Below are 26,783 nucleotides of genomic sequence, written 5' to 3' on the forward strand. Positions count from 1 at the left end.
TACACAGTTCGTTGTACCCCGCACCGCCGTGACCACCCGACGGACGGTCGCTCCCGGGTCAGGGTGCCGGTGACACCTTTCATAGGGTGAGCAGCATGGCTGGGGCTGGTAGGGCAGGGGACGGGACGGAGCGCGCTGCGCTGAGGCATGCGTTGAGCGAGTTGGATGCGCGGCTAGCCATGGATGTCGAGCGCGGGCCCGGGGCGCGCCGTCGGTTTGAGCGCCTGGTGGAACAGCTGCGGACACCGGCAGCCGCGTTCCTGCAGCCGGAGCTGGAGCTACGACTCGCTGGTTACGTGGACGCGGACGATTCCTTTGCCCGCGACCAATTGGCCCACATCCTGGCAGGTGCTTGTGGCGAAGAGGCCCTACCTGCCTTGCTGCGCGCACTGGTGAGGGATCGTAACGATGACGGGGATACATTGCAGCTCGACGTCATGGACCTCTTTGACGCCTGGCCCGAGACCTCGCTCAGGCTGGTCCTGGACTGCGTGGCTTCGGACGACCCAGGGACACGGCTGGTCGGCCTCTGGGGCCTGAGCATCATCGACTTCGGCGGGACCAAGTACTTCGGGATGATCGCCGATGCAGCCTCTGACCCGGAGCCGCAGGTACGTGCTGACGTGATGAGCACCCTCAGCACCATCTTCGGTACGGGCAACCCCTCACGGGCCCTGGCCATTTTGATTGCCGGCACGGACGATGCTGCGCCTGAGGTCAGGAGCGCAGCCGTGGCAGCACTCCACTCGCAGCGTGCCGATATGGTCACCGACGTTCTGGTGGCCCGCGCTGACGACGTCGCTCCCGAGGTTCGGTACCAGGCCGCATGGTCGCTGGCTCGAAGGCCGGCCTCCGAGGCACGTGCCGCACTCGAACGACTCACCACGGATCAGGACGTCAACGTCTGCGACGCCGCACGTCAGGCCCTTCGACCGCCGACCAGCTCACTCTGACCCCGCGCAGTGAGCTGCCCGATCCCCTCGCAGCACACACCCGGCCCCGCGGCTGCCCCGCAGCCGACCAGGAAGAGGCGGCCACCGAAGGCCCTCGACGCCACGAATGCGGTGCACGTTCAGGTGTACCCACCTGTGCACGTTGGCTTGTACGCCGACACCTGGCTCAAGAACCGCAAAGTCCGTGGCGCCCAGGCCATGGCCGATGCAGCCGTCGCCGCGGCCCAGGCCCAGCACACCGCCGTGGCCGGGGAGAGCACAGCAGCAGCCGTGGTGAACACGCCGGCCCGGTCGGCCCTTGCTCTGGACGAAGAGATCGCCGCCGTGGATGCAAAGATCGCGGCACGCTTCCGAGAGCACCGGGATGCCGAGGTGATCCTCAGCATGCCTGGCATGGGCCCGTTGCTGGGCGCGGAGTTCGTCGCTTGCACCGGCGGGGACATGGACGCCTTCGGGACCGCGGGCAGACTCGCCGGAGTCGCTGGTCTGGCACCTGTCCCACGAGACTCAGGCCGGATCAGCGGCAACATGCGCCGGCCGCACCGCTACCACCGCCTCCTGCGCGTTTTCTACCTGTCCGCCCAGATCGCAGCCCGCTTCTGCCTGACCTCGAAGACCTTCTACGACCGCAAACGGGCCGAGGGAAAGAGTCATGAACAGGCGATCCTCGCCCTCGCTCGGCGACGCCTCGACGTCATGTGGGCCCTCATACGCGATCAGCGCACCTTCGAGGCTGAGCCTCCCCAGCGGGGTCTCGCCGCGGCCTGAGCCTCAGACCGTGAAGAGCGGCTCGTAGGGGCGTCCCTCCGGCGTGTAGATCAAAACGAAGTCTTCCCCCAGTCGAGTGGCCACCTCCCTCAACCGAGCCAGGACCTCGGTCTGACCCGGAAGATCGAGGCCAAGGGCTGCGGCAGCACGATCCCTCCTGGCCGCGAGGTCCGGCATGTCCTCCAGATACTCAGCCTCGAGCTCGCGACTCTCCTCGTCCGTGAACGCCTGGCAGCCTTGCCACCACGGGACGACCAGCAGCAGCCGCACCAGCTCGTGCAGGCCGATGGCTACCAGAGCCGCACCTCCTTCGGAGTCGGCGTAGAGGATCGGACGCTCCTCTCCGCCTTCACCGCAGAAGAAGAACGTGCCGCCGGCAGCATCGCCGGCGAACCCCTCAAGCAGGGCACCCGAGGCGAGGTGCACTTCCTCGACATGATCGCCTCGGTCAAGGTCGAAGTCACCCGGCCAAGCGAGAAAACGGGCAGCTTCCTCCTGCTCACGGACGGCAGCGATCAACGATTCCATGGGCCGCAGCCTACGTCCCGCTGCTTGACAACCATCATGGGGAATCAGTCACACCCCTGTTGTGACCGAGCGGGACAGTTGGCCCTTGAGCATGCTGCTTGGCCCCTGAGCGTGAGGTTGACGCCGAGATCCCCGTCAGGCCACGCGGGGAGCAGCGTGCCGCCGTTCGTCGACCGGATCACCAAGTACGACCCCGCCCACCATGACGAGCGCGGTCACTACACCGGTGCCGAGGACACGGGGTCAGTGACCATTGATCAGCTGGAGATCCGCAAGCCGTGCGGCCGGCGTGGTTGCCGCGTCGACGGCGGTACGGACCCCGTCGCCGAGCCGCTGCAGCCTCACGGAGGGGATTTCGGGTTGGCTCCGACGGGTTTCGTCACCACGCAGGCGATGCCATCCGCCCGCTCATGGAGTGCAGTCTCCGACCCAGGTCAAGACCGGCCCGACCGAGTCAGAGGGAATCCGTTGCGTCGTCCTCGGACGGTCCGGGGGCTGCCGTGCTGTCAGCGGCCTGGCCTGAGGCTCGTTCCGCGCGGAGTTCCTCGGCGACCTCGTAGGCCCGGCCCGGGTCGTAGACGGTGACCGAAGTGCCAGGGCTGTACATCGCGGCGGCCCGGGGCGTGTACCCGTAGGTTTCGACGCCGCGCCGGGCGGCTATGCCGTCGACCTCGCCGACGGATACCCCCCACAGCTCGGCGGTGTGGGACTGGGTCCACCACTCGTCCGGACGCAGGAAGTCGCGCTTGACTTCCCTCTGACACTCCACCGCCACGTGGACCCGGCCGAGTTGCTCGGTCAACCAGCTGGTCAGCGCCTGTGCGTCGACCCGAGAGAGCGGTGCGGACGTCGCCGGTTCGCACTCCACCGTCTCGCTGCGGGTATGCAGCACCACCTTGATCGACTGTCGCTGCCCCAGACTGAGTCGCTCGATGACGACGACTCGCTGCAGATCGGCCATCGCCATGGTCGATGAACGCAGAAAGCGGGCGATCACGACCTGGGCCGGAGATCCCAGGGGGCGGAGCTCGACCCACCGCACCGTCATGGTGGCCGTGAAGTACATCGTGGCCACGGTGAGCACGATCACTGCGACGACCGTGAGCGCCAGTAGGACCCAGAAAACGCCCCAGACGAGTGAGCTCCCCGTGATCGCGGCGACCGCCAGGGCGGGCAGCAGAAGTGGGGCTGCGATGACCGGCGGGACCATGACGCTCGCGCCGAGCCCGGCAGCCAGCTCGCGGGCCCGGCTGGGCACGAACAGCAGCCGCCATCCCGCTGTCACGGGTACCACAGCTTCCGCCGGCTGACCGGGCTGCTGAGTTGGCATGTCCTCAAAGGTAGGACCTTGCAGAGGAGTTCGTAAGGCCGCAGCGAGCCGTACCTTCTCAAGGACGGGAACCGTAGGCGACAGCGCGTCAGCTGGCCACGTAGCGCCGGCCTGGCCCGGGGGGATCTGCCCTTGACCTGCGGCGGTCAACGTTCAGCCCGGGTGGCCGCGCTGTCGTCAGCGAGCGAACCTCTCGATGGCCGCCGGCGTGACAGGGGTGAAGAAGTTGACGAGGTTGCCGTCGGGGTCACGGAGCAGGAGCGACCGGTTGCCCCAGGGCATCGTGGTGGGCCCGCTCACGAAGTCGGCGACGAAATCGGCCAGGTTCCGGTACACGCCGTCCACGTCGGCGACGAGGAATTCGATGATCACAGTGCTGTTGTCGGCCGGGCGGGCGGAGCCGGGCGCGAACAGTGCCACGGTGCGGGTGCTGCCGATCGCCAGGGTCGCGCCAGCGGTCCGCAGTTCGGCGAAATCCTCGGTGGACCAGTTCGCCCGCACTCCCGTGGCCCGCTCGTAGAAGTCGACGAGGCGTGCGACATCGCCGGTGATGATCCGGATCGAGACGAAGTCCATGGTGCTCTCCTCAGGTTGGTGAAGCCGTTGCACCTCGGACGCTAGAGCAAATAGTGGACAGAATCGGTCCGGTATCAACGCTAGGCTGGTGGTCATGGCCCGACCTACCAGCCGCGTGCTCACCCTCCTGGAACTCCTTCAGTCGGGCGGCATCAGAACGGTGGCCGAACTCGCCGACCGGCTCGGCGTCGACGGGCGCACCGTGCGGCGGTACGTGGACCACCTGGTCGACCTCGACATCCCCGTTGAGTCGGTCCGTGGCCGCTACGGCGGGTACCGGCTCGCCCCCGGGTACCGCCTGCCTCCGCTCATGCTCAACGACGACGAGGCACTCGCCGTGCTGCTCGGCCTCGTCGCCGGCCGCAGGACGGGGTTGCTGACAGCGACCGAGACCGCGGGCGAGACGGCAGCGGCCAAGATCCGCCGGGCACTGCCCGAGCGTCTGGCCCGTCGGCTCGACGCCGTCATGGAATCTCTCGCCTTCACGGCTCCGCCCGGCGAGTCGGCCACCCCGGAGACAGGGGTGCTGCTCGCCATCGCCGATGCGGTACGGCATCACCGCCCGATCTCGATCAGGTACACCACCCGAGACGGCCGACGAAGCGAACGCACGCTGCACCCGTACGGGATCGTCACCCATACGGGCCGGTGGTACGTCACGGGCACCGATCCCGAGATCGGCCAGGACCGGACTTTCCGGCTCGATCGCATCGCGGGCGCGAGGACGCTTCCGGGTTCGTTCGAGCCACCCGCTGGACTCGATCCGGCACAGCGCGTCCTGTCAGGGCTTGCCAAGGCCGCGTATCGGCACGAAGTGACCCTGCGGATCCATGGGACGGTTGAGCAGATCCGCACCGTACTGCCCGCCAGTGTCGCGAGCGTGGAGGAGCCCGCGCCCACGGAAGGAACAGATCCGCCCACCGAGCGTTGGCTCCACGTCGAATTGAGAGCAGAGCGGCTCGACTGGTTGCCGCCCGTACTCGCCTCGCTCGACCGGCCGTTCGTCATCGAGCGACCGGACGAACTCCGAGACCTCGTCATCGCCCTCGCCGACCGTCTCACCACCTCTGCCCGCCAAGCCTGACGCCCCGCGACGTGACGCACGGGGCTCCCGCCCCAGGTGAACGCCGGAGTCGGTCACCAGGCCCCGTCGCTGTGACCGACGATCTCGGGTCTGCCTGCTCGTACTGCCGGGCCCGCCACCCTGAGCTGCCGTCCTCCACGGGACCACGTATCGCCGTCCCGGTCGCTCCCCCGGGCCTGAGCCAGCGGGCCCACCGTTTCGCCGCAGTGGAGGCCTCCGTGTCCACCAGCCCGACATCCGGCGACACCGCGATGTGTGGATCGAGCACGGAATCCCCGCTGCCGAGAACGACCGGGCAACCGCCTTCCAGGACCGCTGGGGCGGCATCGCCCAACGAGCTCGTGCATGGTTGGCGGTGACGCGTCCAAAGGTGCCGGTCGGCCTGGTGGTCACTGTTGCTGACGGCCGCCTCGGGTGGCGGTCTGCTGGTGTGAGAGCAGGCTGGCGATGGCGTGGATCGTGTCGCTCATGCTCTCGCGTCGTCCGTGATGGCGGGCGAGGGCTCGCCAGTTCTTGTCCGAACTTCGGCACAGGGGGCCGGCTACCTCGACATGTTCAAGGGGCTGAGCCCCGCGGTCGCCGCCGAACTCGAAGGAGTCGAACCGGTCGACCCCGATCTGATCTACCAGGGCGAGGCCGAGATCGACCTCGGCGGCCGTACCGTGCTGCTGCGCGAGGTCGGTCCCGCGCACACCCGATCCGACCAGATCGGCCTCGTGGACGGCCGGGTGCTGTTCGCCGGCGATCTGCTGGAGACCCGCATCTTCCCGATCGCGCCATACTTCCCGCCCCACGACACCGATGTGGACGGCGAAGGCTGGATCGACGCGCTCGACCGGCTCGCCCAACTCGCCCCGCACACCGTCGTTCCCGGCCACGGCGAGGTCACCGACGCCTCGCTCATCCACGACGTCCGCCACTACCTCGTCCACGTCCGCGACGAGGCCCTGCGGCTACGCAAGCGCGGCGCCACCGCCGACGAGACGGCCGCCACCGTCGACGAGAACGCCCGTACCCGCTGGCCGTCCTGGGAACGCCCCGAATGGATCGGCCTCACCGCCCGTGCCTTCGAGAAGACCCTGCACGACCGCTACCAGCTGGGCACCTCCGTACCGGCCATCCCGGAGAACATGCCGGCCCGGCCGACGCCCGTGCCGGGCAACGTCGTCGCCTCTTCGGAGGACACCGGCATCAAGGTGACCTGGGACGCGGTCTACGGGGCCATCGGATACCAAGTCCGCTACCGGCTGGTCGGCGTGACCGTTTGGACCGAGTTCCCCGTCTCGATGAACCGCTTCGACACCACCTGGACCGAGGACGGAATGGAGTGGGAGTACCAGGTCCGCACCGACAACGGCGGCAGGGTGAAGTCGGACTGGTCGCCGACCGTCAGGGCCACCGCGCATCCCAAAACCGCTCCACCACCCGTGGGCATCGTCACCACGGCCACCGCGACCGGCGTCGATGTCGTGTGGGGCGCACCCACCGGCCCGTACACCGACACCATCGACCGCTACCAGGTGATCACCTACGACAAGGACACCCCGGGCGCCTTCATCGACGGCACCTCGGTCACCGGCACGTCCGTCCACATCGACGGCCTTACACCCGGTCACCACTACGCCGTGTCCGTCGTGACGTGGAACGCCGCGGGCGGCGGCCTGCCGGGCGCCGGGCGTGCCGTCACCATCGGGGCGGGTAGCCCACCTGCGCCTGGCGGCCTCCAGGTGACCTCGACCGACGCCACCACGGTGCAACTCACCTGGTCGGGCTCCCCGCAGGCGGCCGGATACCGCGTCTGGGTCCGCAACATCAACAACGGAAGCCAGTCCTCCGCCGACGAGTTCATCGTCGATACCACGCACCGTGACATCGCGTACCTCTTCCCCGGCACCTGGAACTATGAGTTCTGCGTCACCGCCGTCAACGGGACCCTGGAGTCCGCGAAGTCCAACTGCGTCGTCGCGCCCCATCCCGCGAGCGGCTAGCCCTTCTCTTCATGGTCGTGACGGCCGGGCCCGCGGTGTCCGGCACCGGCACCTGACCGCGTAACCGGGGCGCCCCTGTACTTCCCGTACACGGGCGCCCCTCCCCTCCGCCCTGCACGGCACCGGACGCCGAGGGGCCGGCCGCACTACCGCTTGTGACTGAGCGTGACATCTGGCAACACGGGCCAGATCCCTCGGCGCCGACCGGTCCTACCAGCACGTCGTCCTCGACCCGGCCGAGCACGGAGCAACGGTTCGCTTCGGAGATCTGGCGGCGATTCGGGGTGATGGTGGAGTCGCCGGTCGATCCATTCAGCCGGCCCCAGCGCCGCGGTGATTTCGGGCTGTGGATTCCGCCGTCAGCTGCGGCGCTGCGCGAGTTCTTCAAGCGGTGGCGGCAGAACCTGGCTGCGGCGCTGAAGTACCTGGTGGCATGCCGCGACTACGTGATGACCAAGATCGCCTACATTTCAGGGGTGCGGGCGGCGGAGTTGTGCGGGGTGTTGCTGTCGGACGTGCACTGGGAGGCCGGGCAGTGGGGCCGGTTCACGGTCAACGGCAAGGGCGCCCGCGGGTCGGGCCCCCGCTAGCGGGAGGCGTACCTGTACGTCGACGGTTCGCAATGCCGGCTGGGCCGCCGCACGTAGGCAGCGTCCGCCCAGGTGAACGTGAGCCTGCGGCGGCCTGCAGTGTCGGCATGCGTCAGGCTGCGTCGTCTCGTTCGCGTTCGATGGCGGCGAGCCGGTTCTGCTCGGCCGGCTCAGGGTTCCTGCATCCCCGGCCCCGAGGCGGCCCGGCAATCGCCCACGCCTCCACCCCTTGGGTGAGCGCTTGGGCGGCCTGCTCGCGGGAGGCAGGGCGGGAGCGCGCCATGCCCATGGAGCAGTTCCCGGTGTGCACCATCACGGTCCGGCGTTCCGCGCCGATGCCGTACTGGATCCGCCGCTCGACCTCGGGCACGGGCCGGTGCTCGGTTTCGGCCAAGCGCTGGTCGCGGCGGGCCTCGGCGATCAGCGTGCGGACTTCGACGAGGAACACGTGGAGCTGCTGCATCACCTCGCGCCGGGCCAGATCCGGTGGCAAGAGAGCGTGCGGATCACGCACCGAAGAGCGGAAGTCCCAGCCACCGACACACCGGGCGCAGCGGTCGTCCGTGCAGTCCCGATCCCACCCACCAGGGGCCCGGAGACGCAAGAACGCCCGGCCCGGATATCCGGGCCGGGCGGGCGTGCGTATGCGTGGGGGGCTGGTCGGCTGCTCAGTACCAGTGGTTGGCGGACCAGAAGTTCCAGGCGCCGACGGGGCTGCCGTAGCGGTCGTTCATGTAGTCCAGGCCCCACTTGATCTGGGTGGCGGGGTTGGTCTTCCAGTCCGCGCCGGCGGAGGCCATCTTCGAGGCCGGGAGGGCCTGGGCCAGGCCGTACGCGCCGGAGGACGGGTTCGTCGCGGTGTGGTTCCAGCCGCTCTCGTGCGAGATGATCTTGTCGAAGGCGGCGAACTGGGCCGGGTCCTTGATCATCTGCTGCGCGATCGCCTTGGCGCTCGTCGGGGCCGCCTGGGCGGGAACCGTGGCGAGCATGGAGCCGGCGACACCGAGGGCGACGACGGTGCCCGCGAGGGCCTTCTTGGAAGCGGCGATGCGGCGGATGACGGTGTTGGACACGGAAAAAACCTTCCACAGGGAACAGGGGCGGTCGCAGACACGTCCAGGACGTGCGTGAGCCACTCACACGGTGGAGAGGGGTTCGTCGGCGGCGGGTGAAACACCCGGACCGCCTGGCGACACATCCAGTACTACAGACCCCCCGCCCCTCCCGGCAACGGCGCCACCTACTAACAACCCTCGCAGTCCGCTGCCGGGCACCCCTCCCCCACCCGACCCCGAACCCTGCAGGTCAAAACCACACCAATCCACCCCCACACCACCCCACCATCACCACTAACCACCCTCGTATGTGACCCACGCCCTATGGGACGCCTCACCCCACACCCACCCCAACCTCACCCACCGCCACCAACCGGTACCCCACCGAAACCACCCCACACCGGACCAAGCGCCGGGGAACAGTGGTCGACCACCGCATCCAACCGAGGACGGAGCCCGCGGAACCGGCACCGGGCCGGACCCGAGGCGGAGGCCGAGTGCCGCAACCGGGAGCCGGGGAATCGGAGCGAGGGTGCGGGGAACGGCGGAAGGGCCGGAGAACCGGGTCGAGACCACCAGCAGGGACCTGGAAACCGGGGCCGGGCGCCGCATCCAGGGATCGGGAACGAGGCCGGGAGCCGCGCAACCGGGATGGGATCACGTGAGCCGTGGGCACAGCCGAGGAACCGAGCCGGGACCACCGCCAGGGCCCGGAAACATGCCGGGCACCGCATCCGGGAACCTGGGCGCACGCCCGGCCGACGGGACGCCCGGAGCGGCCGGCCTCCACGCCGCCGAGGCAGTACCGGACCTCATGGAGCCCGGCCACTCCCTGTCACGGGGCCTGCGGCGTCCAGAGCGGATCACGCCCGCTCAGACCCACCGCCCGGTCCAACAGCGAGGCGCTGTCCGCCACGGGCACGACGGGACCGAAGATGCCCCCACCACGATCCCCCTCCGCCGCGGCCTCCGCCAGGAAGGCGTACGAGGCCCGCAACGCCGCCGCATCAGGCGCATAGCCCTGACCGGTGGCCCGGGCCAGATCCCACCCGTGCACCACCAACTCGTCCACGACCACGACACCGGCGACCGCGCCGGGCAGATCCACCCCACCCGCACGGGTCGCACCCGTCCAGGCGGCCGGATCCCGCCACGCCCCCGCCAACTCGTCCAGCACCCCCGGCAACACCTCCCGCCAACCAGCGGGCAGAACCGGCACCACCCCACCGGGATCCGTGTCCGTCGTCGCGCCCAGGTCCTTACGAGCCGCGTCGCGGAAGGCGACGCACAAACCCGCGACGTGACCCAACAGATCACCGACCGTATAAGCCGGACAAGGAGTCCGATCGGCGAGCCGCGCGTCCGGGACACCGGCCACAAGGCCCGCCACCACCCGCGCCTGCGGGCCCAGATCCAACAAACCCGCACCGGCCATGACCCGCACCTCCCGCACCGTGGACCTGCAGCGTAGACCGACACCACGACCCCGCCCCGAGACGACACGACCCCGCCCGCACACGACACAGCCCACACACAGGCGCGGCACGACGCCGGACTGCGACGGACCGTGCACCCACCACGACCGCACCCCGGAGTGAGGATCCGCTCCACCGGACCGGAGCCGGCGCCACGCCCCGCTCGACGCACTCACCACGACGATGGAGGATGAGGAACTGTGATGACAGTCCTGCTGGTCGGCGTACCGGAAGGCGCGGAACTGGAACTGCTGCGGTCGCGGATCCAACGCAACCCCCACTTCCGGGTCATCTCCCACGCCCACACACCCGACATCGCCCTGGCCCACGCCCGCGTCCTGCTCCCCGACATCACCGTCCTCACACTCCCCGGAAACCTGCGCGAGGACCCGACCGCACTCGACGTCTTCCAAGGAGTACGAGCCCTGGACCCACCCAGCGGAGTCGTACTCCGCACCAGAGCCGACACACCCCCCGACGACCTCGCCGGCATCACCACGGACGGAGCCGTCCACCACGTCCGCGCCGGCGACGAAGAAGGCCTCATGCGAGCCCTCCGCACCATCGGACTACGCCGCGCCACCTGCGACCCCGACCAAACACCCTGAACCCAACCCCACCACCACGACCCCACCGAACACACCCCACCCCCGCCGGAACAAGAACCGGAACAAGGAGTGGGAGAGGGCCTGGAGCGGGGGCGGACGGTCGGCAGGCGGCAGCCGGCCCGATGTGCGCCGTCAGCCAACGCCCGGCACACCCCTGCCGCGAATGGCACCTTGACGCACCACCGCACGGCGGACGAGCCGCCGCACACGCTTCCCGGATCGGCGAATCTCCCGGCTCGAAGCCCAGATCCTGGAACATGACCAGCCCGAAGCGGCAGTCACGCCACCCGATAAACCGCCAGGTCAGTTCTGACCGGCAACACTTCGGCCGGGCTGTTCAAGGAAACCTCGCCATCTTCGAACGTGCCGGTCGGAGTCGCTGAAGTGACAGCTCTCGGACTCAATCGGCCTCTTGAGGCGGCAGCGCCGCCACGATCGGATGGTCCCTGCCGATCGGACCGAGCTTGGCGCTGCTGCCGGGGGAACCGAGGTCGGAGAAGAACTCGGCGTTCACGGTATTGAAGTGCTGCCATTCCTGCGGGGTGTCGTCTTCGAAGAGGATCGCTTCAACGGGGCACACCGGCTCGCATCCGCCGCAGTCGATGCACTCGTCCGGGTGGATGTAGAGCATCCGCTCACCCTCGTAGATGCAGTCCACAGGGCACTCATCGATGCATGCCTTGTCCTTGACGTCCACACAGGGCAAAGCGATCACAAACGTCATCGAACTGCCGTCCTCTCCCGATCGTTCCTGCTCGCCGTTCCTGCTCGCCGTTCCGGCTCAACGCGGCTGACCGTAGGGGCTCAAGTAGACTTGAGGTCAAGAGGAGGCACCCTGTATGAGCAGCGACCGTTCCGGAGCCGAACGGGCCACGCCGGACGACTGGCTGAGCATCGGTGAGGTGAGCGCGCGGACCGGAGCGGCTGTCTCTGCACTTCGGTTCTACGAAGAGCTCGGTCTGATCGCGTCCGAACGCGACAACCGCAATCAGCGCCGCTACCCGCGGCACATGCTGCGCCGTATCGCATTGATCTCGGTGGCGAAACGGATCGGCGTCCCGTTGCAGGACCTCCGGGAGGCGTTCGCCGATGTGCCGCTCGACCGCCCTCCGAGTCACCAGGAGTGGCAGCTCGCCTCGCGCGGCTGGAAGCGTCGACTGGAGGAGCGTCGGCAGACCATCGAGCGCCTGGAGGCCGAGCTCACCGGCTGCATCGGCTGTGGATGCCTCTCGATGAAGGCCTGCGCTCTGCTGAACCCGGGCGACGCGCTCGCCGAGGACGGAGTCGGACCCCGAAGACTGTGAGGGGCGGCGCACGGTCTCGACGCTCGAGAACGAAGCCTCGCCACCCTCGAACTCGCTGGTGGAAAGGGCCGGCGTAGCGGCTCTCCGGGGCGGCGCCCCTGGACACGGCCGCACACGGCCGTACCGTCACCTTCCAGCCACGCGGCCATCCGGCCATCCGGCCGCAGCCCGTCATGGCCTGCGTCGTCAACGCCCCTCGTGGTGCTGCTCGACAAGGAACGATCTGGCTCCGGCATCAGCAGCCGCGCTCAGTATCGGCACGGTGTCGAGGTCTCGCTCGACGGCCGTGGTCACCGTAGGAGCCGGCCAGGGCGGTTCCCGCCCAGACCAGGGAAGACTTCCGCGTGCACAAGCCGGACGGGACCAGGACCACAATCCACCCCGACCCCTTGTACGTCGGCACGGACGAGGCCATCGCCAGGGCTCCGCGGCCGGAGGAACTGCCTGGCGACCGCCACCACATCCGACCCGCCGCGGTCCTGGACCAACGCCCCACGCCGGCCGCGTACTTTGGACCATTCCCGCCGACCACAGCACGCCCTAGACTGCGACCGCTCCAAAACCTGGCGATCATCAGGAGGGCGCACAAGATGAACCGAGCACTGATCAGCGCATTCGCGGCCGTGGTGTTAGTCGTGTCCGGAGGAAGCGCCGCCACCGCTTCCGACGGCGCTCCGCCGCGCACCACGCACGGCCCTTGCCAATACACACAGACCCCGGACGAACCGCCCGCGCGTCATGTTCCGCTGCCGCCCGACCCGCGGCGCACCCCCAGCCGTGGCACGGTTGACATGGCTGTTCCGACCAGCCAGGGTCCGCTCCCGCTGCGTCTGGACCGGGCCAAGGCGCCGTGCACGGTCCAGAGTTTCCTGCATCTGGCGCGGCATGGGTTCTACGACCGGACGGTGTGCCACCGTCTGACGGCGTATCCGACGTTGAAGGTCCTGCAATGTGGCGACCCGACCGGTACCGGTGAGGGAGGGCCCGGGTACAAGTACAAGGACGAACTGCCGGTGGATCTGCCACCCGCGCCGACCGATCCGACCGGGGCGCGCCGCCTGTACGGGCGAGGCCTGCTGGCGATGGCCAACGCCGGTCCGGACACGAACGGCTCGCAGTTCTTCGTCGTCTACGGCGACTCCGCACTACGCCCGAACTACACGGTGTTCGGCACGGTCGGCCCCGAGGGCCTGGCCACACTCGACAAAACCGCCGCCGGAGGAATCGAGCCGACCGCCGAGGACCCGGCACCGGTCGACGGCACACCCGTACTACGGACCGAACTGCTCCGCGTCCGGCCGTCCTGCCGGCATTGACACCCCACGGCCCGCACCGACGCCGCGACCCCTGCGATGACCTCTGTCCGGGGGCCAGATGGGTTGGTGGTCGAGCCGGAGCGGGCCGCCGCCGGAGACCCGCAACCAGGACGTGGGCGTGGGCCGTGCGGTCAGCGGTGTGGCAGGGCGTGGAAGGTCGCGTCCACGAGGCGACCCTCCACGCCGTGCCTGTGGCCCGCTTCCAAAGAGCGTCGGCCGTCGGGCGGTTCAGGTACCGGGCGATGCTGTGTCCTGTTCCTCTCTCGGATGTTCTGCATGCGGGCCGCCGGCACGAACCGCAGACCTGGGCCGACCGACAGACCCGCGTCCCGCTCCGGCAGGGTGCACCTCAACCGGTCCAGGGCGCGGGCCCGGTCGCCGAGGTCGAGGTCACTGTCGCGGGGGACGTCCTGGCCCTCGGTCAGGGGCCCCAGGAGCGCTGCGCGTTCGTGCTCGCGGGCACAGACCACGGATAGACGGTGTCTGTCCCGCGCCCGGCGCAGCAGCAGGAGCGCCGGGTGCGGGCGGGGCGGCCTGAGCGGGCCCCGGAGCGGGAGCCCGGCGGCGAGCGCGGCCCACTTGTCACCGGCACCGCCCATCCGTTCAGCCAGCGCAACCCTCGCGGCGCCGGCCGCGGCCACGGGTGGTCGCCTCTGGGGCGGGCGCAGCGACCGGTGCTGGGGCCGGCGCGGGCTCGGGGACTTGGGGCTCGGCGGCGGCAACGGTGACAGCATCCCCGCCAGCACAACGGCGCAGGGGTCCACAGCGGAAGCGGATCGGCGGGATGCCGCGCATCAGTGGGATCAGCGCCTGACTGTCATGAAGGTCAGCGCCCGAGTGTGGACACCTACGCCGTTGACCGGTCCGTGAAGCGCCGGTGCACCCTCATGCAGGAGGCACCGGCGGTAACTGCCGTCAAGTACGGCCCGAGTTCGCCATGAAGATGATCGCGGCCATGGGCGCGCGGTCATCGCTCCGCCGCCGGCCTCCTCCTTGAGCGCGTACCGACGACTCCGGCGCCACGTTTTGAAAGATCGCGCCTCCAGGCCGTCCGTCACCGGCCGCTCGACGATGTCCGTGCCGAAGCAACGATCGATCGCGAATCAGGACACCGTCCAAGGAGCCGTTGCCATACCGGTCATGGAGTCTGCCGATCGATCGGGAGTCTCGATCGGGTGATCGCGGGCACTGCCCGGCATGAGAGCCGGGCCTGGCGGTATACGGGGAAAATCCAGGGGAGCGGACGGCCGCGCGCTGCTACGGTCGGGCGCTATGAGCTGGCTCCCCGAAGACTTCGTCCATCCCGTCCTGGTACCGCTGCCGGGCAGTGGTCATCACCTGCGGCCGATCCGGGAGGCGGACACCGCGCTCGACTATCCGGCCGTGATGGGTTCGCGCGAGCGGCTGTGGACCATATTCGGCCCGGCCTGGGGCTGGCCGGCGGCCACCATGACCTACGAGGCCGACCAAGCCGACCTGTTGCGGCACGAGAAGGAGATCGCCGCACACCAGTCTTTCAACTACGCCCTGTTCGATGCGGCGGAGACAGCTCTGCTCGGCTGCGTCTACATCGACCCGCCGGAGAGGGCTGGCGCGGACGGCGAGATCTCCTGGTGGGTGGTGGACGAGCTGGTGGACAGCGAGGTCGAGCAGGCCCTGGACGAGCTGGTGCCGCGGTGGATAGCCGACGACTGGCCGTTCGAGCAGCCGCGCTTCCTCGGCCGTGAGATCTCCTGGTCGGACTGGCTCGCCCTGCCGGAGCACCCCGACGCGTAATATTCCAGCCGTAGATCGTGATCTTCATGGCTGGGCGGCTGCTTGCCGTCGGTAGTGGCAGTCGCGGGCGCGGGCCTGGTGTCGGCGTCGCCAGCGTGACCAGCGGAGTCGGTGCGCGAGGTCGTGGGCCCGGCTGGTCAGGGTGGTGAACAGGCGTTGGATCTCGGTGCAGGTCGGTAAGGACCGAGGCCGGCCTGTGGCGTCGGCTGCACCGGGCGGTGCTGGACGAACTCGGGAACGAACGGCTCGTTGGATCTCGAAGGATGTGAGGGCCGTCGGGAGCGGCCCGGAACTGAACTCGTGCAGCACACGTCTCCCGCACCATGATCTCAAGTGAGCGCCAAGAGCACGCGATCTCCACCAAACTGGTCTCGCCGTCCGCAGCGAGTGCGGAACCGTCGAAGACCAACGACTACAACAGCTTCGCCGAGGCGTACGCGGCCGCAAACGAAACCAACCTGGTCAATGCCTACTACGAGCGGCCCGCGATGCTGGCCCTCGCTGGAGACGTGGCCGGCCGACGGATTCTCGACGCCGGCTGCGGCTCGGGGGCCCTGTTTGCCGCGCTGCGCGACCGTGGCGCCGTTGTGAGTGGCTTCGACACGAGTGCCGGGATGCTGGAGCTGGCTCGGCGGCGGCTCGGCGACGGTGCGGACCTGCAGGTGGCGGACCTGGGCAGCCCGCTTCCTTATGCTGATGACACATTCGACGATGTAACGGCGTCCCTGGTGCTGCACTATCTGGAGGACTGGGGGCCGGCGCTGGCCGAGCTGCGACGCGTACTCAGGCCCGGCGGTCGGCTGATCGCATCTGTCGACCATCCCTTTGCCATCAACCTCATACACCGCGAGGCCGGTCGCGAGGCCGAGCACAACTACTTCGACACCACCAAATGGACCGTGGAGTGGACCATTGGCGGCCATACCGCCCTGGTGAGCAGGTGGAACAGGCCGCTGCACGCGATGATCGAGGCTTTCATCGGGGCCGGATTCCGGATTACGGTCATCAGCGAGCCGGAGCCCGATCCCGCCGCCCGTGAGATGTTCCCCGAGGCCATCGCGGCCAAGCCGCGCTTCCTGTGCTTCCTGTTCTTCGTCCTGCAGGCCGACTAGTACTCCAGCCATAGGTCGTGATCTTGCTGGTCGGGGCCGGTGCGGAGACGACTGCGGCCACCGTTGATCATCGTGAGTTGTGTCGACGAACGAAGATCAGGCGGTGGCCGCAGGTCACCGCGTAGTGCCTGCCCGGTGGCGGTCGATGTTCGACCAGCTGACGGGCCGTATCGCGGGCCGGTTCGCGCGGGTCGAACCACGCCGCCACGCAACGGCGTTGGTGCTGGGCCTGCTGGCGGACCTGCCAAGGAACAACTGCTGGACGCTGGCCGAGCACGCGGGCGACTCCACCCCGGACGGCATGCAGCACCTGCTGCACCGCGCGAAGTGGGACGCCGACGCGGTCCGCGACGACGTACGCGCCTACGTGGTCGAGCACCTGGCCGATGACGAAGCCGTGCTGGTGGTCGACGAGACCGGCGACCTGAAGAAGGGCACCGCCACGGTCGGCGTCCAGCGCCAGTACACCGGCACGGCGGGCCGGATCGAGAACTCCCAGGTCGCCGTCTACCTCGTCTACTCCGCCGCCTGCGGGCATGCCGCGATCGACCGGGCCCTGTACATCCCGCGCTCGTGGACCGACGACCTCGACCGCTGCCGGACCGCCGGCATCCCCGAAGACCTCACCTTCACGACCAAGCCGGTACTGGCGGCTCGGATGATCACCCGGGCCCTGGATGCGGGAACGCCCGCCCGCTGGGTCGCCGGCGACGAGGTCTACGGCGACAACCCGCACCTGCGGGCCGCGCTGGAGGACCGCCGGACCGGCTACGTCCTGGCAGTCTCCAGCACCCACCAAGTCACCACGGTGGCAGGTAGTTCCCGGCCAAGGCCATCGTGGCGAAGATCCCGAAACGGGCCTGGCAGCGGCGCTCGGCCGGAGCGGGCGCCAAGGGCGAGCGGTACTACGACTGGGCCCAGGCCGACATCCACGGCCCCGCCGACCGGCCCGGGCACTGGTGACTGCTGGTCCGCCGCAACCGGAGAAGCGGCGAACTCGCCTTCTACCGCTGCTTCTCACCTCACTCCGTCCCGCTGTCCGACCTGGTGCGGGTGGCCGGACGGCGCTGGACGGTGGAGGAGACCTTCCAGGCCCTCGCGATGCTCGCCCACGCCTTCCTCGCCGTCACCGCAGCCGCCGAACGCCGCGACCACCCCGCCCCCGACGACCTGATCCCCTTGACCTGCAACGAGATCCAACGCCTGTTTACCACCCTGACCAGCCGGGCCCACGACCTCGCGCACCGACTCCGCCGGCGACGCCGACACCAGGCCCGCGCCCGCGACTGCCACTACCGACGGCAAGCAGCCGCCCAGCCATGAAGATCACGATCTACGGCTGGAGTAGTGAGCAGCCTCGTAAGGACGGCGCCTGCATAACTGGCCTGCTATGGGGGCGCGGTATCGAGCCGAAGATCGCCCGACGCGGCGTACCCCACAATTCCGGGCTCGGCAAGGTGCGCTGGGGCGTCGAGCGTACCTTCGCCTGGCTTCACCAGTTCAAGCGCCTTCGCATCCGCTACGAGCGACGGGCTGATCTCCACCAGGGACTACTCGACCTCGCTTGCGCATCATCTGCCTCCGGCGCCTTCGAAAGTCATTCCGAAAGGATCGGTAATTCCGCCAGAGCCAATCAACGAGGAAGGAGGAACCTCAGCAGTCCGAGGCTTCTGAAAAGGTCTCGTTTGAGTTCCGGTAGCAGGTTGTCATGAAAGCTCCCTGGTGTCGGAAATGTGCCAGGAACGAGGTCTCCGTCCAAGCTGACGTGTGCTTCCGTGTAATCACTGACGGCCTTGGCGAGGGCATCAGCAGACAGCTTCGCGGAGCGAAGGCTGGCCCAATCGATGACTACCTGGGATGCGTCACGTCGAGCACCGACAGCGACCAGTTCGAGGGGGCCGGTAAATTCCCACCGTGGGGCGCCGACTTCGTGCGCCTTCCTGGCCATCTCATCAGCGATCCGGTCTGACGCCGCTTGGGTCCAGCAGTACGTCCATCCCGAGGGTTGCGCGGCTTGGGCTTGCACTTCGAGACCAAGCGGCAAGGGCTTGTCCCGAGACGGCAATATACTGTCCTGATCATCTCTATGGTCGCCGTAAGTGCAGCCGGCAAGGAAGAGGTCCCAGAACTGACCGCTGGAATTGGTCCATCGCAGCCATGAGGCCGTGTCGATCTGGTTGTTCAGCTGACGGTAGCCCTGGTAGTCCCATAACAGGACACAGACGTAGCGGACACCGTCGGGACCCCAGGGGGACAACGTGACCTGTTCGAGCCGATGAACGATGTCGTTGAGGCTCCGGATCCCAAGCATGTACCAAGAGTAGCGATCGGTGGCCGATCGGGTGCGTAGTTGCCTGGACGGCCGTCAGATCATCGGTCGAGGCGATCTTCCCTGGCATGCTGGGTGCCTCGGGGCGGGGGCGCACCGGAGGCCACGCGCCCTCGCCCGCTGCCCGACAACCTGGGCAAGCGCCGAACCTCATTCTGCAACGACCGGTAAGAGACGCTCGCCTTCTCCGAGGTCCGGCCTGTCACCGCGTTTCCTTGCAGTGGGCCTTCGCCTTCCAACCGTACCGATGACACCTGGAACGCTCTCGACGGGGGTTGGGCAGCGGATTCTTCAGCCGATCCTGGATCTCAGCCGTGTTCTGACGGATCGACGGCTTCCCGCACCCGCGGCGCAGAAGCAGGAGCGCCGGGTGCGGCGGGTGCGGGCGCGGGGGCCGGCACGGGCGCGAGGGCATGGCAGCGGCCTGGGTGACGGCGTCCCCGCCGGCACAACGGCGCCGGTACAGCGCCGTGTGACCGTCATCCGACCAATACCCACCGGCCGTGTCCCGCACCACTCGAAACACCGTGCCCGTCATCACCAGGCTCTTGCGTCACCGCCATGTCCCGGTGCTGTAAGGGAATTGGGCTCGGGGCACGCACCCGCCCAGTCGGCCACTAGCGTGCGGTCATCGGGCCCAGCAGCCCGGCCGACCACCACACCCCGGGAGCCTCCGCCATGCCCATCCGTGGTCCCCGCACCCTCCTCGCCACGATCGCCCTCGCCACCACGCTGACGCTGACCGCCTGCGACCCCGCAGCCGAAGCCGAAGCACCTCCCGCCTCTCCCGCCTCCTCCGCCACTGTCTCCGCGCCTGCCTCCTCCACCTCGCCCGCCGCTTCGGGCAAGCGCACGCTGGCCGAGGCCGCCACCGCCGGCGGGCTCACCAAGGCCACCGGTGCCGGCGCGGTCTCCGACGTCCCGGTCGACCCGGGCGAGATGCGTGACGGCATGCACCTGGTGGTCGCTGACTACAACCGTGCCGGGCAGACCTCCGGACGCCGCATCCTTTTCATCGGCGTCGACAACGTTCCCGAGGACCCGAACAAGCGCCGCGAGCACCTTTGGCGCGGCCTGATCGACTACGCGCTGCAGAACGGTTCCACCGGCACCCCCACCACCGCGAAGCCGTACGAGCCCGGCCCATTCGGCGGATCCCTCGAGTGCCTCAGCCTGCCCGAGTCCGCCAACGCCACCGACGTCATCTGCGGCTGGTCCGACACCACCACCGCCGCCGTCGCGCTCTTCCCCCGGACGACCCCGGACGACGCCGCCCGCCTCTTCGCCGCCATGCGCGCCGACCTCGAACACTGACCGCCCGTCTACCCCGCCCCCATGGCCGGGGCGTCGTAGAGGCAGAGGCCGCGCCGGGTGATCCACGCCAGGGTGGTTCCACAATCCGGCGTTTGGGGATGTCCTTGAGGCCCTGGATCTTGCGGCGGCTGGGGCGGTCGGAAATCTCCAGGTCGAGGCCGAGGGTCCGGCGGCTCCACGGCACGAGTTCGCCGTGGCAACCGGGGGACCGCCCAGACCCTTGTGACCTGCGGCCTTGATCGTCTGCGCGTCGATGATCGCGGTCGTCGGGTGCTGGGAGCGTCCCGAGCGCGGTGGCCACCGCTTCGGCGGACAAGCCGTCGTCGCACAGCGGGCAGGCGGTCTCCGGCCCAACTGGGCGGCGATCCGATCCAGCACACCGGCGGCCGGGTCGTGCCGGTGCTGACCAACGGCCGGCGCCGGCGAAACGACCCGGCCTCCCGTCGGCCGCCGTAGGCGCCTCACGGGCCCCGGGAGCTACCGGCCACGTCGCGGCGGGGGTGGTGGTCGAGCGGGAACTGGCCTCGGCCGGGGAGATCCAGCGCCGGGAGGTCCCCGCCGCGCCGAGCGGGGGTGGTCAGGGCGGCGAGGGCCGCATTCGCCGGACGGACGACCAGGGCCGGGCCCGTGGCCTGCCGCCCGGAGGAGTCGGCCGTCAGCCGGGTCAGGTCGCGGGCGACGGTGTGGGTGCTGTCGCTCTTCCCGAGGTGCTGCATGCGAGCGGCCGGCAGCAGCCACCTGCGTGAGCCGACCAGAGCACCCGCCTCCCGATGCGGCCGCGGCAGGGGACCGGCACGGCCGCCTTCCGGGAATCCCGTCCCAGCCAAGGCTCCGTACCGGCCCACCCGCCGACCCGCCCGTCAGGGGGCGTCGATGAGTACCCGGCCGTCGGTCGGCACCGTTGCCGCGAGCCCGTTCGCGTACGCGTTCTGCACGCGGGACCGCTCCGTCGCGTTGGGCACGGCGTTGGTGCAGGCCGTCCCGGCGCTGGACCCGGACATCAGCTGGGTGCACGGCCCCGGCTTGGTGTCCGGGAGGCCCAGGCTGTGGCCCAGCTCGTGCGCGGCGATGCGCGTCTTGTCGTACCCCTGGCTCACGGCCTGCGCGCCGAGTTCGACGCGGACCTGTCGCCCCGGACGGACCGGGCCGAGGGTGGCTTGCGGCCAGCCGGTGGTGGCCACGATGACGATCTCGGCCCGGGCTCCGGGCGCGGCCTCGACCAGCCGTACGTTACTGACGTTCGCGTTCCAGGAGGCGACCCCGGCCGCGATGGCCGCTTCCCAGCCTCCGGCCCTGCTGTCGTCATAGCGGAGTGTCACTACCGCTGCGGTGGCATCCGGTACGGTCGCGGGTGCCGCGGTCGCGGCGGTTGCCGCCGCAAGGACCAGCGCGGCGGTGGAGGTGCCGACTTTCAGCCAGGTGCCCAGAGACATGGTCGTCTTCCTTCATGCGTGGGGGGACCCGGCTCCTCGGCGGAGCCGGGGCACTGGAGACGCCGCCACCGACCGCCTGTGGCCCGCGAGTTCGGACAGCCGCCTCTCCGGAGTTCTAAGAAGGTAGTCCCGCAACCCACAAACACGTCATGCACCTGCCAGCCAATTCCCGTAGGTACTCCAGCCGATGCCCGGTCAGTGGGCGGCACCGTCCAGGGGCTCCCGTAGTTGGGCATCCAGCCCGGCCTCGGTCACCGCGCGGTCGAGACGGTGGATGGCCGATCGGGACCCGGCCGCATGCCCGCCACCGTCCTCGAAGGCCCGTGCCTGTACGCCTGCGTCCTGGAGGGACGCTCACACGTCGCGGCGCCTGACGACGAGCACGGCGAGTGCGATCGCGATCAGCGGCCAGAGCGCGTACACGATCCAGGAGCCGGTGACCGTGCCGGTGTATCCCAGGGATCCGGGATCGGGCTCCCAGCTCTGGACCAGGCGCTTCCACGCAGCCGACACCATCGCGTGGTTGATGTCCGCCGACCAGCGATCGCTCTCCGAGAACATGGGCGGCAGCATGAGCAGCGTGAAGATGGTGGTGACCATGGTCGCCGCGCTGTGTCGGAGCAGGACGCCGAGGCCCAGGCCGATCAGCGCGCAGACCGGGGCCAGCAGGGCGGATGCCACCAGCGCCCGGAACACACCGGGGTGGGTGAGCGGGACCCCGGCGTGCCGCCCGCTGAGGATGGCCTGGGAGATCAGGAAGGAACCGGTGGAGATGAGCGTGCCGACCGCGGTCCACAGCGCGGCGGTCACGGCGGCTTTGGCCAGCACCACCGAGCCGCGGGCGGGGACGGCCACGGTGGTGGTACGGATCAGGCCGCTGCTGTACTCGCTCACGACGGTGAGGGCGCCCATGCCGCTTGCAACGAGTATCAGCGTCCAGTAGCCCGCCGGCGGATAGGCGGCGTAGGGCAGGAAGTCGGCGGGGCCGGAGCGGGCGGTGTGGTCCGCGGACGTGGCCACGGCGGAGGACCCGATGACGAACAGGACGGTGAGTGCGATCGTCCACGCTGTGGAGCGCAGGGACCGCATCTTGATCCACTCGCAGGCGAGCAGGTCGCGGAAACGGGCGGGTGGCCCGGTGACCGGGGCGGTCGGGAGGACGGGGGCGAGTGTGGTCATCGGGGCTGTCCTGCCTGGTATTCGACGCTGTCGGCGGTGAGTGCCATGAAGGCCGCCTCCAGGGAGGCGGTGTGGGTGGTCAGCTCGTCCACGCGGATCCGGTTCTCGAAGGCGAGCGCTCCGATTCGGTCCGCCGGGAGCCCGGTCACGGCGAGTTTCTCGGCGCCCGCCAAGCCTTCGGGTTCGACCGTGGCGCCCGCCGCGGTCAGCACGGCTGCCAGCTCGGCGGCCTGTGGTGTCCCGACCACGACGCTTCGACGGGTGCCGCGGGCGGCGAAGTCTCGTAGCGACTCGGCGGCGATGAGGCGGCCGCGGCCGATGACCACCAGTTGATCGGCGGTGTTCTCCATCTCGGACATCAGGTGGCTGGAGAGGAAGACGGTACGTCCCTCGGCGGCCAGGCGGCGGAAGAGCCGGCGTACCCAGAGCACGCCCTCCGGGTCCATGCCGTTGATCGGCTCGTCGAACATGAGCACGGGCGGGTCGCCGAGCAGGGCGGTGGCGATCCCCAGCCGCTGCTTCATGCCGAGGGAGAATCCGCCGATGCGACGGCTCGCCGCCTCGGCCAGCCCCACTTCCTGGAGCACTTCGTCCACCCGGCGCCGCGGGATGCCGTTGCTGCGCGCCAGGGCGGACAGGTGGGCGGCGGCGCTGCGTCCGCCGTGGACCTGTCCGGCGTCGAGGAGGGCGCCGACGTGCCGCAGTCCGCGCGGGTGGGCGTGGAACGGGACGCCGCTGACCGTGGCGGAGCCGGTGGTGGGAGTATCCAGGCCGAGGATCATCCGCAGGGTGGTGGACTTGCCGGCTCCGTTGGGGCCGAGGAATCCGGTGACCTGACCCGGCCGCACGGTGAAGGACAGATGGTCGACAGCCGTCTTGCGGCCGTAGCGCTTGGTGAGTTCGTTGACTTCGATCACGGCACCCACACTGCCGGGAGGACGCCGTCCGGACATGGGGCTGAGGGAGGCAATCGTGCGGTCGGATCGGCCCGTGGGCGTACGCCCCAGGGCCAATGCCGCGCGGGCGGCTGGCCGGTCGGTCTCGCGGCGTGGACCTCATGACGATCACCCCGCTGCCTGTGCGTGTCGCGCACCGCAGCCTTGCTCCCGAGACGGGGGCACGCCGCTGATGAGGAGAACCAAGACGATCGCCTGGGCGGGGGTGTGCCCTCCTCGTCCTCGTGGTGGGTCTGCTGGTGAGGGCACTCCGCGGTCATCGGGCACGGTCCACGGTGTCGCCCCGGCCCACTCGTATCGGCTTCGCCACCGGACCGGCGCTCCGCCACGCCTTCAACCTGTCCGCTCTGCATGCGACGTTGCGCGTCCTGCCCCCCTCCGCGGGTACCGCGGGTGCCGGCGGGGGTCAGGACGCGCTGAGCCATGAAGGTCTCGCGTGGGTGCACCCGGTACGCGACCGGCTCGCGCAGCAATTTTCGACCGATCGCCCGGAGCGCGCCCGATCGCCGAGGGAAGGATCTGCCCCGCTCGCGCCGTCCTGCCGCCGCCCCGGACCGACACCGGACCAGCCCTCAAGCCTCCAGATACCGCAGCACCGCGAGGATCCGGGGGCTGTGACCCTCGGTCCCGCGCAGCTCCAGCTTGTCGAAGACCGAGTTGAGATGCTTCTCCACCGCGCTCAGCGAAAGGTGCAGCCGCCGCGCGATGGCCGTGTTCGTGCACCCCTCCGCGAGCACCTGGAGCACCTCCCGCTCACGCGGGGTCAGCCGGGCCAGCGGATCGGCGTGCGCGCTGCGCACCACCAACTGCCGCACGACTTCCGGGTCGATCGCCGCACCACCCGCGTGGATCCGCTCCAGCGCGTCGAGGAACTCCTCGACCTGCGCCACCCGATCCTTCAGCAGATAGCCGACCCGCTCCGCGCCGGCCGCGAGCAGCCGGGCCGCGTAGCTCCGCTCGACATGCTGGGAGAGGACCAGGACGCCGGTACCGGGCAGCCGTTCACGGATCTCGACGGCCGCCCGTAGCCCCTCGTCGGTGTGGGTCGGCGGCATCCGGATGTCGACGACGGCCACGTCGGGGCGGAGCATCTCCGTCTCGGCGACCAGCGTCACCGCGTCGCCGAACGCCCCAACGACCTCGTGCCCCTCCTCCACGAGGAGTCGGGCCAGGCCCTCCCGCAGCAGGGTCGAGTCCTCGGCCAGGATCACACGCACGGCAGCTCCGCGACAATGGTGGTAGGTCCCCCGAGGGGGCTGTCGATCCGCAGGACGCCGTCGAGCGCGGAGACCCGTCCGCGCAGCCCGGTCAGGCCGCTGCCCGCCGGATCCGCGCCACCCCGACCGTCGTCCTCGATCCGCACGGTGAGCGGGCCGCCGGGCGGCCCCGCGACCCGCACCGAGACGGCCGAGGCGGCGGAGTGCTTGGCCGCGTTGGTGACGGCCTCGGAGACGACGAAGTACGCGGCCGTCACCACCGGGCGTGGGAGCGGCCCCGCCACCTCGTACGCGATCCGCAGTGGCAGCCCGCACCGCTGCGCCACCCCGCCGAGCGCCTCCTCCAGGCCGAGGCTGTCCAGCGCCGACGGGTACACCCGCCAAGCCACCTCGCGTAGTTCGGCCAGGACCTCCTGGGCCTCGCGGTGCGCCTGGCCCAGCAGCTCCGCCGCGCGCTCCGGATCCCGCCCGCCGCCCCGGCGTGCCCGCCCGATGAGCATCGCGAGCGCCACGAGACGCTGCTGCACCCCGTCGTGGAGATCCCGCTCGATCCGCCGCCGCTCCACATCCACCGCCCGTACGACGGCTGCCCGGCTGACCGAGAGCTCGTCGATCCGGCGCCGCAGCAGCTCCCGCTCCGACGGCCCGAAGCACTCCCTGGCCAGCCGGGCGTCGAGCGCCGTCAGCGCGAACAGCCCCTGGAGACCGAGGAACAGCAGGACGCCCCCGAGGACCAGCTGCGTCAGCAGCTCCGCGGTCCCGATGGTCCCGCGCACCACCCCGCCGGCCAGCATCCCCGCAAGCACCAGGCCGAAGCCGAGCAGCGCCAGGACGACCCCGCACATGAGCCCCGACCAGGACCGGACCGCCAAATACCGGACCACGCCCTCTCCCCCGTACGTCTCAGGGAACCGGTCGCCGAAGAAGCAGGTCCGCCGCCTGCGCTCCACGTCCACGAGCCGCCGGGCGCCGGAGCCGAAGACCCCGAGGGCGTACGGCCGCGTGCGCGGCCACAGCAGGAAGGCTCCGAGCGGCACCCCGGCGAACAGCAGGTACAGCAGGCCGACCGGCGCCGTCAGGCATCCGGCGAGCACCCCCACCGTCCGCCGGACCGCCAACCGCGTTCCCGCGCCGCCCCGTTCGCCCCCGCTCACGCCCCCACCCTATGCACGCCGGTGGCGGGCGGCCGCCCCGCGGGCCCGGAGTCGTACCGTCAGCCAGGTAGCGCCGGCCGCGAGGACCAGGACGACGACGGCCTTGGAGGCCACGCCCACGTACGACTCGACCAGTTCCCAACGGTCTCCGAGGGCGTAGCCGGCGAGGACCAGCACGCTGTTCCAGGCCAGGCTGCCCACGGTGGTGAGCAGGAGGAAGAGAGGGAGTGGCATCCGCTCCACCCCGGCCGGCACCGAGATCAGGCTGCGGAAGATCGGCACCATCCGACCCAGGAGCACCGCCTTCGCGCCGTGCCGCCGGAACCACGCCTCGGTCCGCTCCAGGTCCGAGACCTTCACCAGCGGCAACCGCGCCCACAGCGCGTGCATCCGCTCCCGGCCGAAGAGCGCCCCGATCCCGTACAGGGCCAGCGCGCCCACCACCGAACCCAGCGTCGTCCAGAACAGGGCGGAGGCGAGACTCAGTACGCCCTGCCCGGCGGCGAAGCCGGTCAGCGGCAGGATCACCTCGCTCGGCAGCGGCGGGAACAGATTCTCCAGGGCGATGGCGAGGCCCGCGCCCGGCCCGCCGAGCGTGTCGACGAGCCCGGCCGCCCAGCCGGCGATGCCGCCGGCGGGCTCCTGGGCGAGAGTGGTCGAGAACGGCGTCATGAGTCCTCCAGGTCTCAGGGAAGGTCCCCCGGCGGACCCGCCGGACGACCCTCCCCAACCTAGGAA

24 protein-coding genes and 6 pseudogenes are annotated in these 26,783 nt (G+C 69.9%); 13 read left to right on the forward strand and 17 right to left on the reverse strand.

Annotated elements, in window-relative coordinates; translation table 11 throughout:
• Positions 1-179 precede the first annotated feature (179 nt).
• Entirely contained in the window at positions 180-953 is a 774-nt protein-coding gene (locus tag ACWG52_RS00125) for a HEAT repeat domain-containing protein (protein ID WP_390169326.1), read from the forward strand.
• A gap of 156 nt (positions 954-1,109) precedes the next feature.
• Positions 1,110-1,721, forward strand: a pseudogene (locus ACWG52_RS00130) (transposase); the annotation flags it as partial.
• Between the two features lie 3 nt (positions 1,722-1,724).
• On the opposite strand, the gene ACWG52_RS00135 reads toward ACWG52_RS00130, so the two are convergent.
• From ACWG52_RS00135 to ACWG52_RS00145, 3 genes are all read right to left on the reverse strand, one after another.
• Complete coding sequence (locus ACWG52_RS00135; protein ID WP_453127388.1) at positions 1,725-2,249, reverse strand: hypothetical protein; 525 nt, start codon at positions 2,247-2,249, stop codon at positions 1,725-1,727.
• Between the two features lie 454 nt (positions 2,250-2,703).
• Positions 2,704-3,534 carry a hypothetical protein gene (locus ACWG52_RS00140; protein WP_390139185.1) on the reverse strand — a complete coding sequence of 277 codons (831 nt, stop codon included), beginning with the start codon at positions 3,532-3,534 and terminating at the stop codon, positions 2,704-2,706.
• Positions 3,535-3,756: 222 nt separating this feature from the next.
• Entirely contained in the window at positions 3,757-4,155 is a 399-nt protein-coding gene (locus ACWG52_RS00145) for a VOC family protein (protein WP_390169324.1), read from the reverse strand.
• Positions 4,156-4,249: 94 nt separating this feature from the next.
• Here ACWG52_RS00145 and ACWG52_RS00150 point away from each other — a divergent pair, with 94 nt between their 5' ends.
• The 3 genes and pseudogenes from ACWG52_RS00150 to ACWG52_RS00160 all read left to right on the forward strand — a co-directional run.
• Entirely contained in the window at positions 4,250-5,239 is a 990-nt protein-coding gene (locus ACWG52_RS00150; RefSeq protein WP_390139183.1) for a helix-turn-helix transcriptional regulator, read from the forward strand.
• Between the two features lie 551 nt (positions 5,240-5,790).
• Complete coding sequence (locus ACWG52_RS00155; RefSeq protein ID WP_453127390.1) at positions 5,791-7,227, forward strand: fibronectin type III domain-containing protein; 1,437 nt, start codon at positions 5,791-5,793, stop codon at positions 7,225-7,227.
• Between the two features lie 245 nt (positions 7,228-7,472).
• Positions 7,473-7,814, forward strand: a pseudogene (locus ACWG52_RS00160) (site-specific integrase); the annotation flags it as partial.
• A 115-nt stretch (positions 7,815-7,929) separates the two neighbouring features.
• Here the strand turns inward: ACWG52_RS00160 and ACWG52_RS00165 are convergent.
• The 3 genes from ACWG52_RS00165 to ACWG52_RS00175 all read right to left on the reverse strand — a co-directional run bounded on the left by ACWG52_RS00165 (position 7,930) and on the right by ACWG52_RS00175 (position 10,307).
• Complete coding sequence (locus ACWG52_RS00165) at positions 7,930-8,280, reverse strand: DUF6233 domain-containing protein (protein ID WP_453127391.1); 351 nt, start codon at positions 8,278-8,280, stop codon at positions 7,930-7,932.
• Positions 8,281-8,485: 205 nt separating this feature from the next.
• Positions 8,486-8,890, reverse strand: coding sequence for an aggregation-promoting factor C-terminal-like domain-containing protein (locus ACWG52_RS00170; protein WP_030715288.1), 405 nt, complete (start codon positions 8,888-8,890; stop codon positions 8,486-8,488).
• A gap of 817 nt (positions 8,891-9,707) precedes the next feature.
• Positions 9,708-10,307 carry a TIGR03086 family metal-binding protein gene (locus ACWG52_RS00175; RefSeq protein WP_389803183.1) on the reverse strand — a complete coding sequence of 200 codons (600 nt, stop codon included), beginning with the start codon at positions 10,305-10,307 and terminating at the stop codon, positions 9,708-9,710.
• A gap of 243 nt (positions 10,308-10,550) precedes the next feature.
• Between ACWG52_RS00175 and ACWG52_RS00180 the strand changes: the two genes are divergently transcribed.
• Positions 10,551-10,955, forward strand: a complete 405-nt coding sequence (locus tag ACWG52_RS00180; RefSeq protein ID WP_386020392.1) for a response regulator — start codon at positions 10,551-10,553, stop codon at positions 10,953-10,955.
• Positions 10,956-11,355: 400 nt separating this feature from the next.
• Here the strand turns inward: ACWG52_RS00180 and fdxA are convergent, their stop codons facing one another.
• Positions 11,356-11,679 carry a ferredoxin gene (gene fdxA / locus ACWG52_RS00185; RefSeq protein ID WP_266360539.1) on the reverse strand — a complete coding sequence of 108 codons (324 nt, stop codon included), beginning with the start codon at positions 11,677-11,679 and terminating at the stop codon, positions 11,356-11,358.
• Between the two features lie 115 nt (positions 11,680-11,794).
• Here fdxA and soxR point away from each other — a divergent pair, with 115 nt between their 5' ends.
• Positions 11,795-12,259: a redox-sensitive transcriptional activator SoxR gene (gene soxR, locus ACWG52_RS00190; RefSeq protein ID WP_389803179.1), complete on the forward strand. Its 465-nt coding sequence runs from the start codon at positions 11,795-11,797 to the stop codon at positions 12,257-12,259.
• Between the two features lie 590 nt (positions 12,260-12,849).
• Entirely contained in the window at positions 12,850-13,575 is a 726-nt protein-coding gene (locus ACWG52_RS00195; RefSeq protein WP_389803176.1) for a peptidylprolyl isomerase, read from the forward strand.
• Positions 13,576-14,313: 738 nt separating this feature from the next.
• On the opposite strand, the pseudogene ACWG52_RS00200 reads toward ACWG52_RS00195, so the two are convergent.
• Positions 14,314-14,664 (reverse strand): annotated as a pseudogene (locus ACWG52_RS00200) (hypothetical protein); the annotation flags it as partial.
• Positions 14,665-14,847: 183 nt separating this feature from the next.
• Here ACWG52_RS00200 and ACWG52_RS00205 point away from each other — a divergent pair.
• A complete protein-coding gene (locus tag ACWG52_RS00205) occupies positions 14,848-15,351 on the forward strand; it encodes a GNAT family N-acetyltransferase (RefSeq protein WP_389803171.1) in 504 nt (167 codons plus the stop codon).
• Positions 15,352-15,375: 24 nt separating this feature from the next.
• Here the strand turns inward: ACWG52_RS00205 and ACWG52_RS00210 are convergent.
• Positions 15,376-15,525, reverse strand: a pseudogene (locus ACWG52_RS00210) (IS701 family transposase); the annotation flags it as partial.
• 149 nt (positions 15,526-15,674) lie between these two features.
• On the opposite strand from ACWG52_RS00210, the gene ACWG52_RS00215 reads away from it, so the two are divergent.
• From ACWG52_RS00215 to ACWG52_RS00225, 3 genes and pseudogenes are all read left to right on the forward strand, one after another.
• Positions 15,675-16,463: a class I SAM-dependent methyltransferase gene (locus ACWG52_RS00215; protein WP_390139172.1), complete on the forward strand. Its 789-nt coding sequence runs from the start codon at positions 15,675-15,677 to the stop codon at positions 16,461-16,463.
• Positions 16,464-16,608: 145 nt separating this feature from the next.
• Positions 16,609-17,786, forward strand: a pseudogene (locus ACWG52_RS00220) (IS701 family transposase).
• A 74-nt stretch (positions 17,787-17,860) separates the two neighbouring features.
• Positions 17,861-18,081: pseudogene (locus tag ACWG52_RS00225) on the forward strand (transposase); the annotation flags it as partial.
• A 15-nt stretch (positions 18,082-18,096) separates the two neighbouring features.
• On the opposite strand, the gene ACWG52_RS00230 reads toward ACWG52_RS00225, so the two are convergent.
• Positions 18,097-18,774, reverse strand: a complete 678-nt coding sequence (locus ACWG52_RS00230; RefSeq protein ID WP_453127395.1) for a hypothetical protein — start codon at positions 18,772-18,774, stop codon at positions 18,097-18,099.
• A 696-nt stretch (positions 18,775-19,470) separates the two neighbouring features.
• Here ACWG52_RS00230 and ACWG52_RS00235 point away from each other — a divergent pair.
• Positions 19,471-20,106 carry a hypothetical protein gene (locus tag ACWG52_RS00235; RefSeq protein WP_389803165.1) on the forward strand — a complete coding sequence of 212 codons (636 nt, stop codon included), beginning with the start codon at positions 19,471-19,473 and terminating at the stop codon, positions 20,104-20,106.
• Positions 20,107-20,567: 461 nt separating this feature from the next.
• Here ACWG52_RS00235 and ACWG52_RS00240 read toward each other — a convergent pair whose 3' ends face one another.
• From ACWG52_RS00240 to ACWG52_RS00270, 7 genes are all read right to left on the reverse strand, one after another.
• Entirely contained in the window at positions 20,568-20,822 is a 255-nt protein-coding gene (locus ACWG52_RS00240; RefSeq protein ID WP_390166086.1) for a hypothetical protein, read from the reverse strand.
• A 144-nt stretch (positions 20,823-20,966) separates the two neighbouring features.
• On the reverse strand, positions 20,967-21,539 hold the full coding sequence (locus tag ACWG52_RS00245; protein ID WP_386093580.1) for a snapalysin family zinc-dependent metalloprotease: 573 nt from the start codon (positions 21,537-21,539) through the stop codon (positions 20,967-20,969).
• 354 nt (positions 21,540-21,893) lie between these two features.
• Positions 21,894-22,718: an ABC transporter permease gene (locus ACWG52_RS00250; RefSeq protein WP_389803162.1), complete on the reverse strand. Its 825-nt coding sequence runs from the start codon at positions 22,716-22,718 to the stop codon at positions 21,894-21,896.
• Positions 22,715-23,635: an ATP-binding cassette domain-containing protein gene (locus ACWG52_RS00255; RefSeq protein WP_389803159.1), complete on the reverse strand. Its 921-nt coding sequence runs from the start codon at positions 23,633-23,635 to the stop codon at positions 22,715-22,717. Before ACWG52_RS00255 ends, ACWG52_RS00250 begins: the two co-directional genes overlap by 4 nt.
• A gap of 611 nt (positions 23,636-24,246) precedes the next feature.
• Complete coding sequence (locus tag ACWG52_RS00260) at positions 24,247-24,891, reverse strand: response regulator transcription factor (RefSeq protein WP_326750234.1); 645 nt, start codon at positions 24,889-24,891, stop codon at positions 24,247-24,249.
• Positions 24,882-26,045, reverse strand: coding sequence for a sensor histidine kinase (locus ACWG52_RS00265; protein WP_390166084.1), 1,164 nt, complete (start codon positions 26,043-26,045; stop codon positions 24,882-24,884). Before ACWG52_RS00265 ends, ACWG52_RS00260 begins: the two co-directional genes overlap by 10 nt.
• Before the next feature lie 9 nt (positions 26,046-26,054).
• Positions 26,055-26,717, reverse strand: coding sequence for a DedA family protein (locus ACWG52_RS00270; protein WP_390166082.1), 663 nt, complete (start codon positions 26,715-26,717; stop codon positions 26,055-26,057).
• Positions 26,718-26,783: the final 66 nt, after the last annotated feature.

This window comes from Streptomyces sp. CLCI03 (assembly GCF_053615355.1).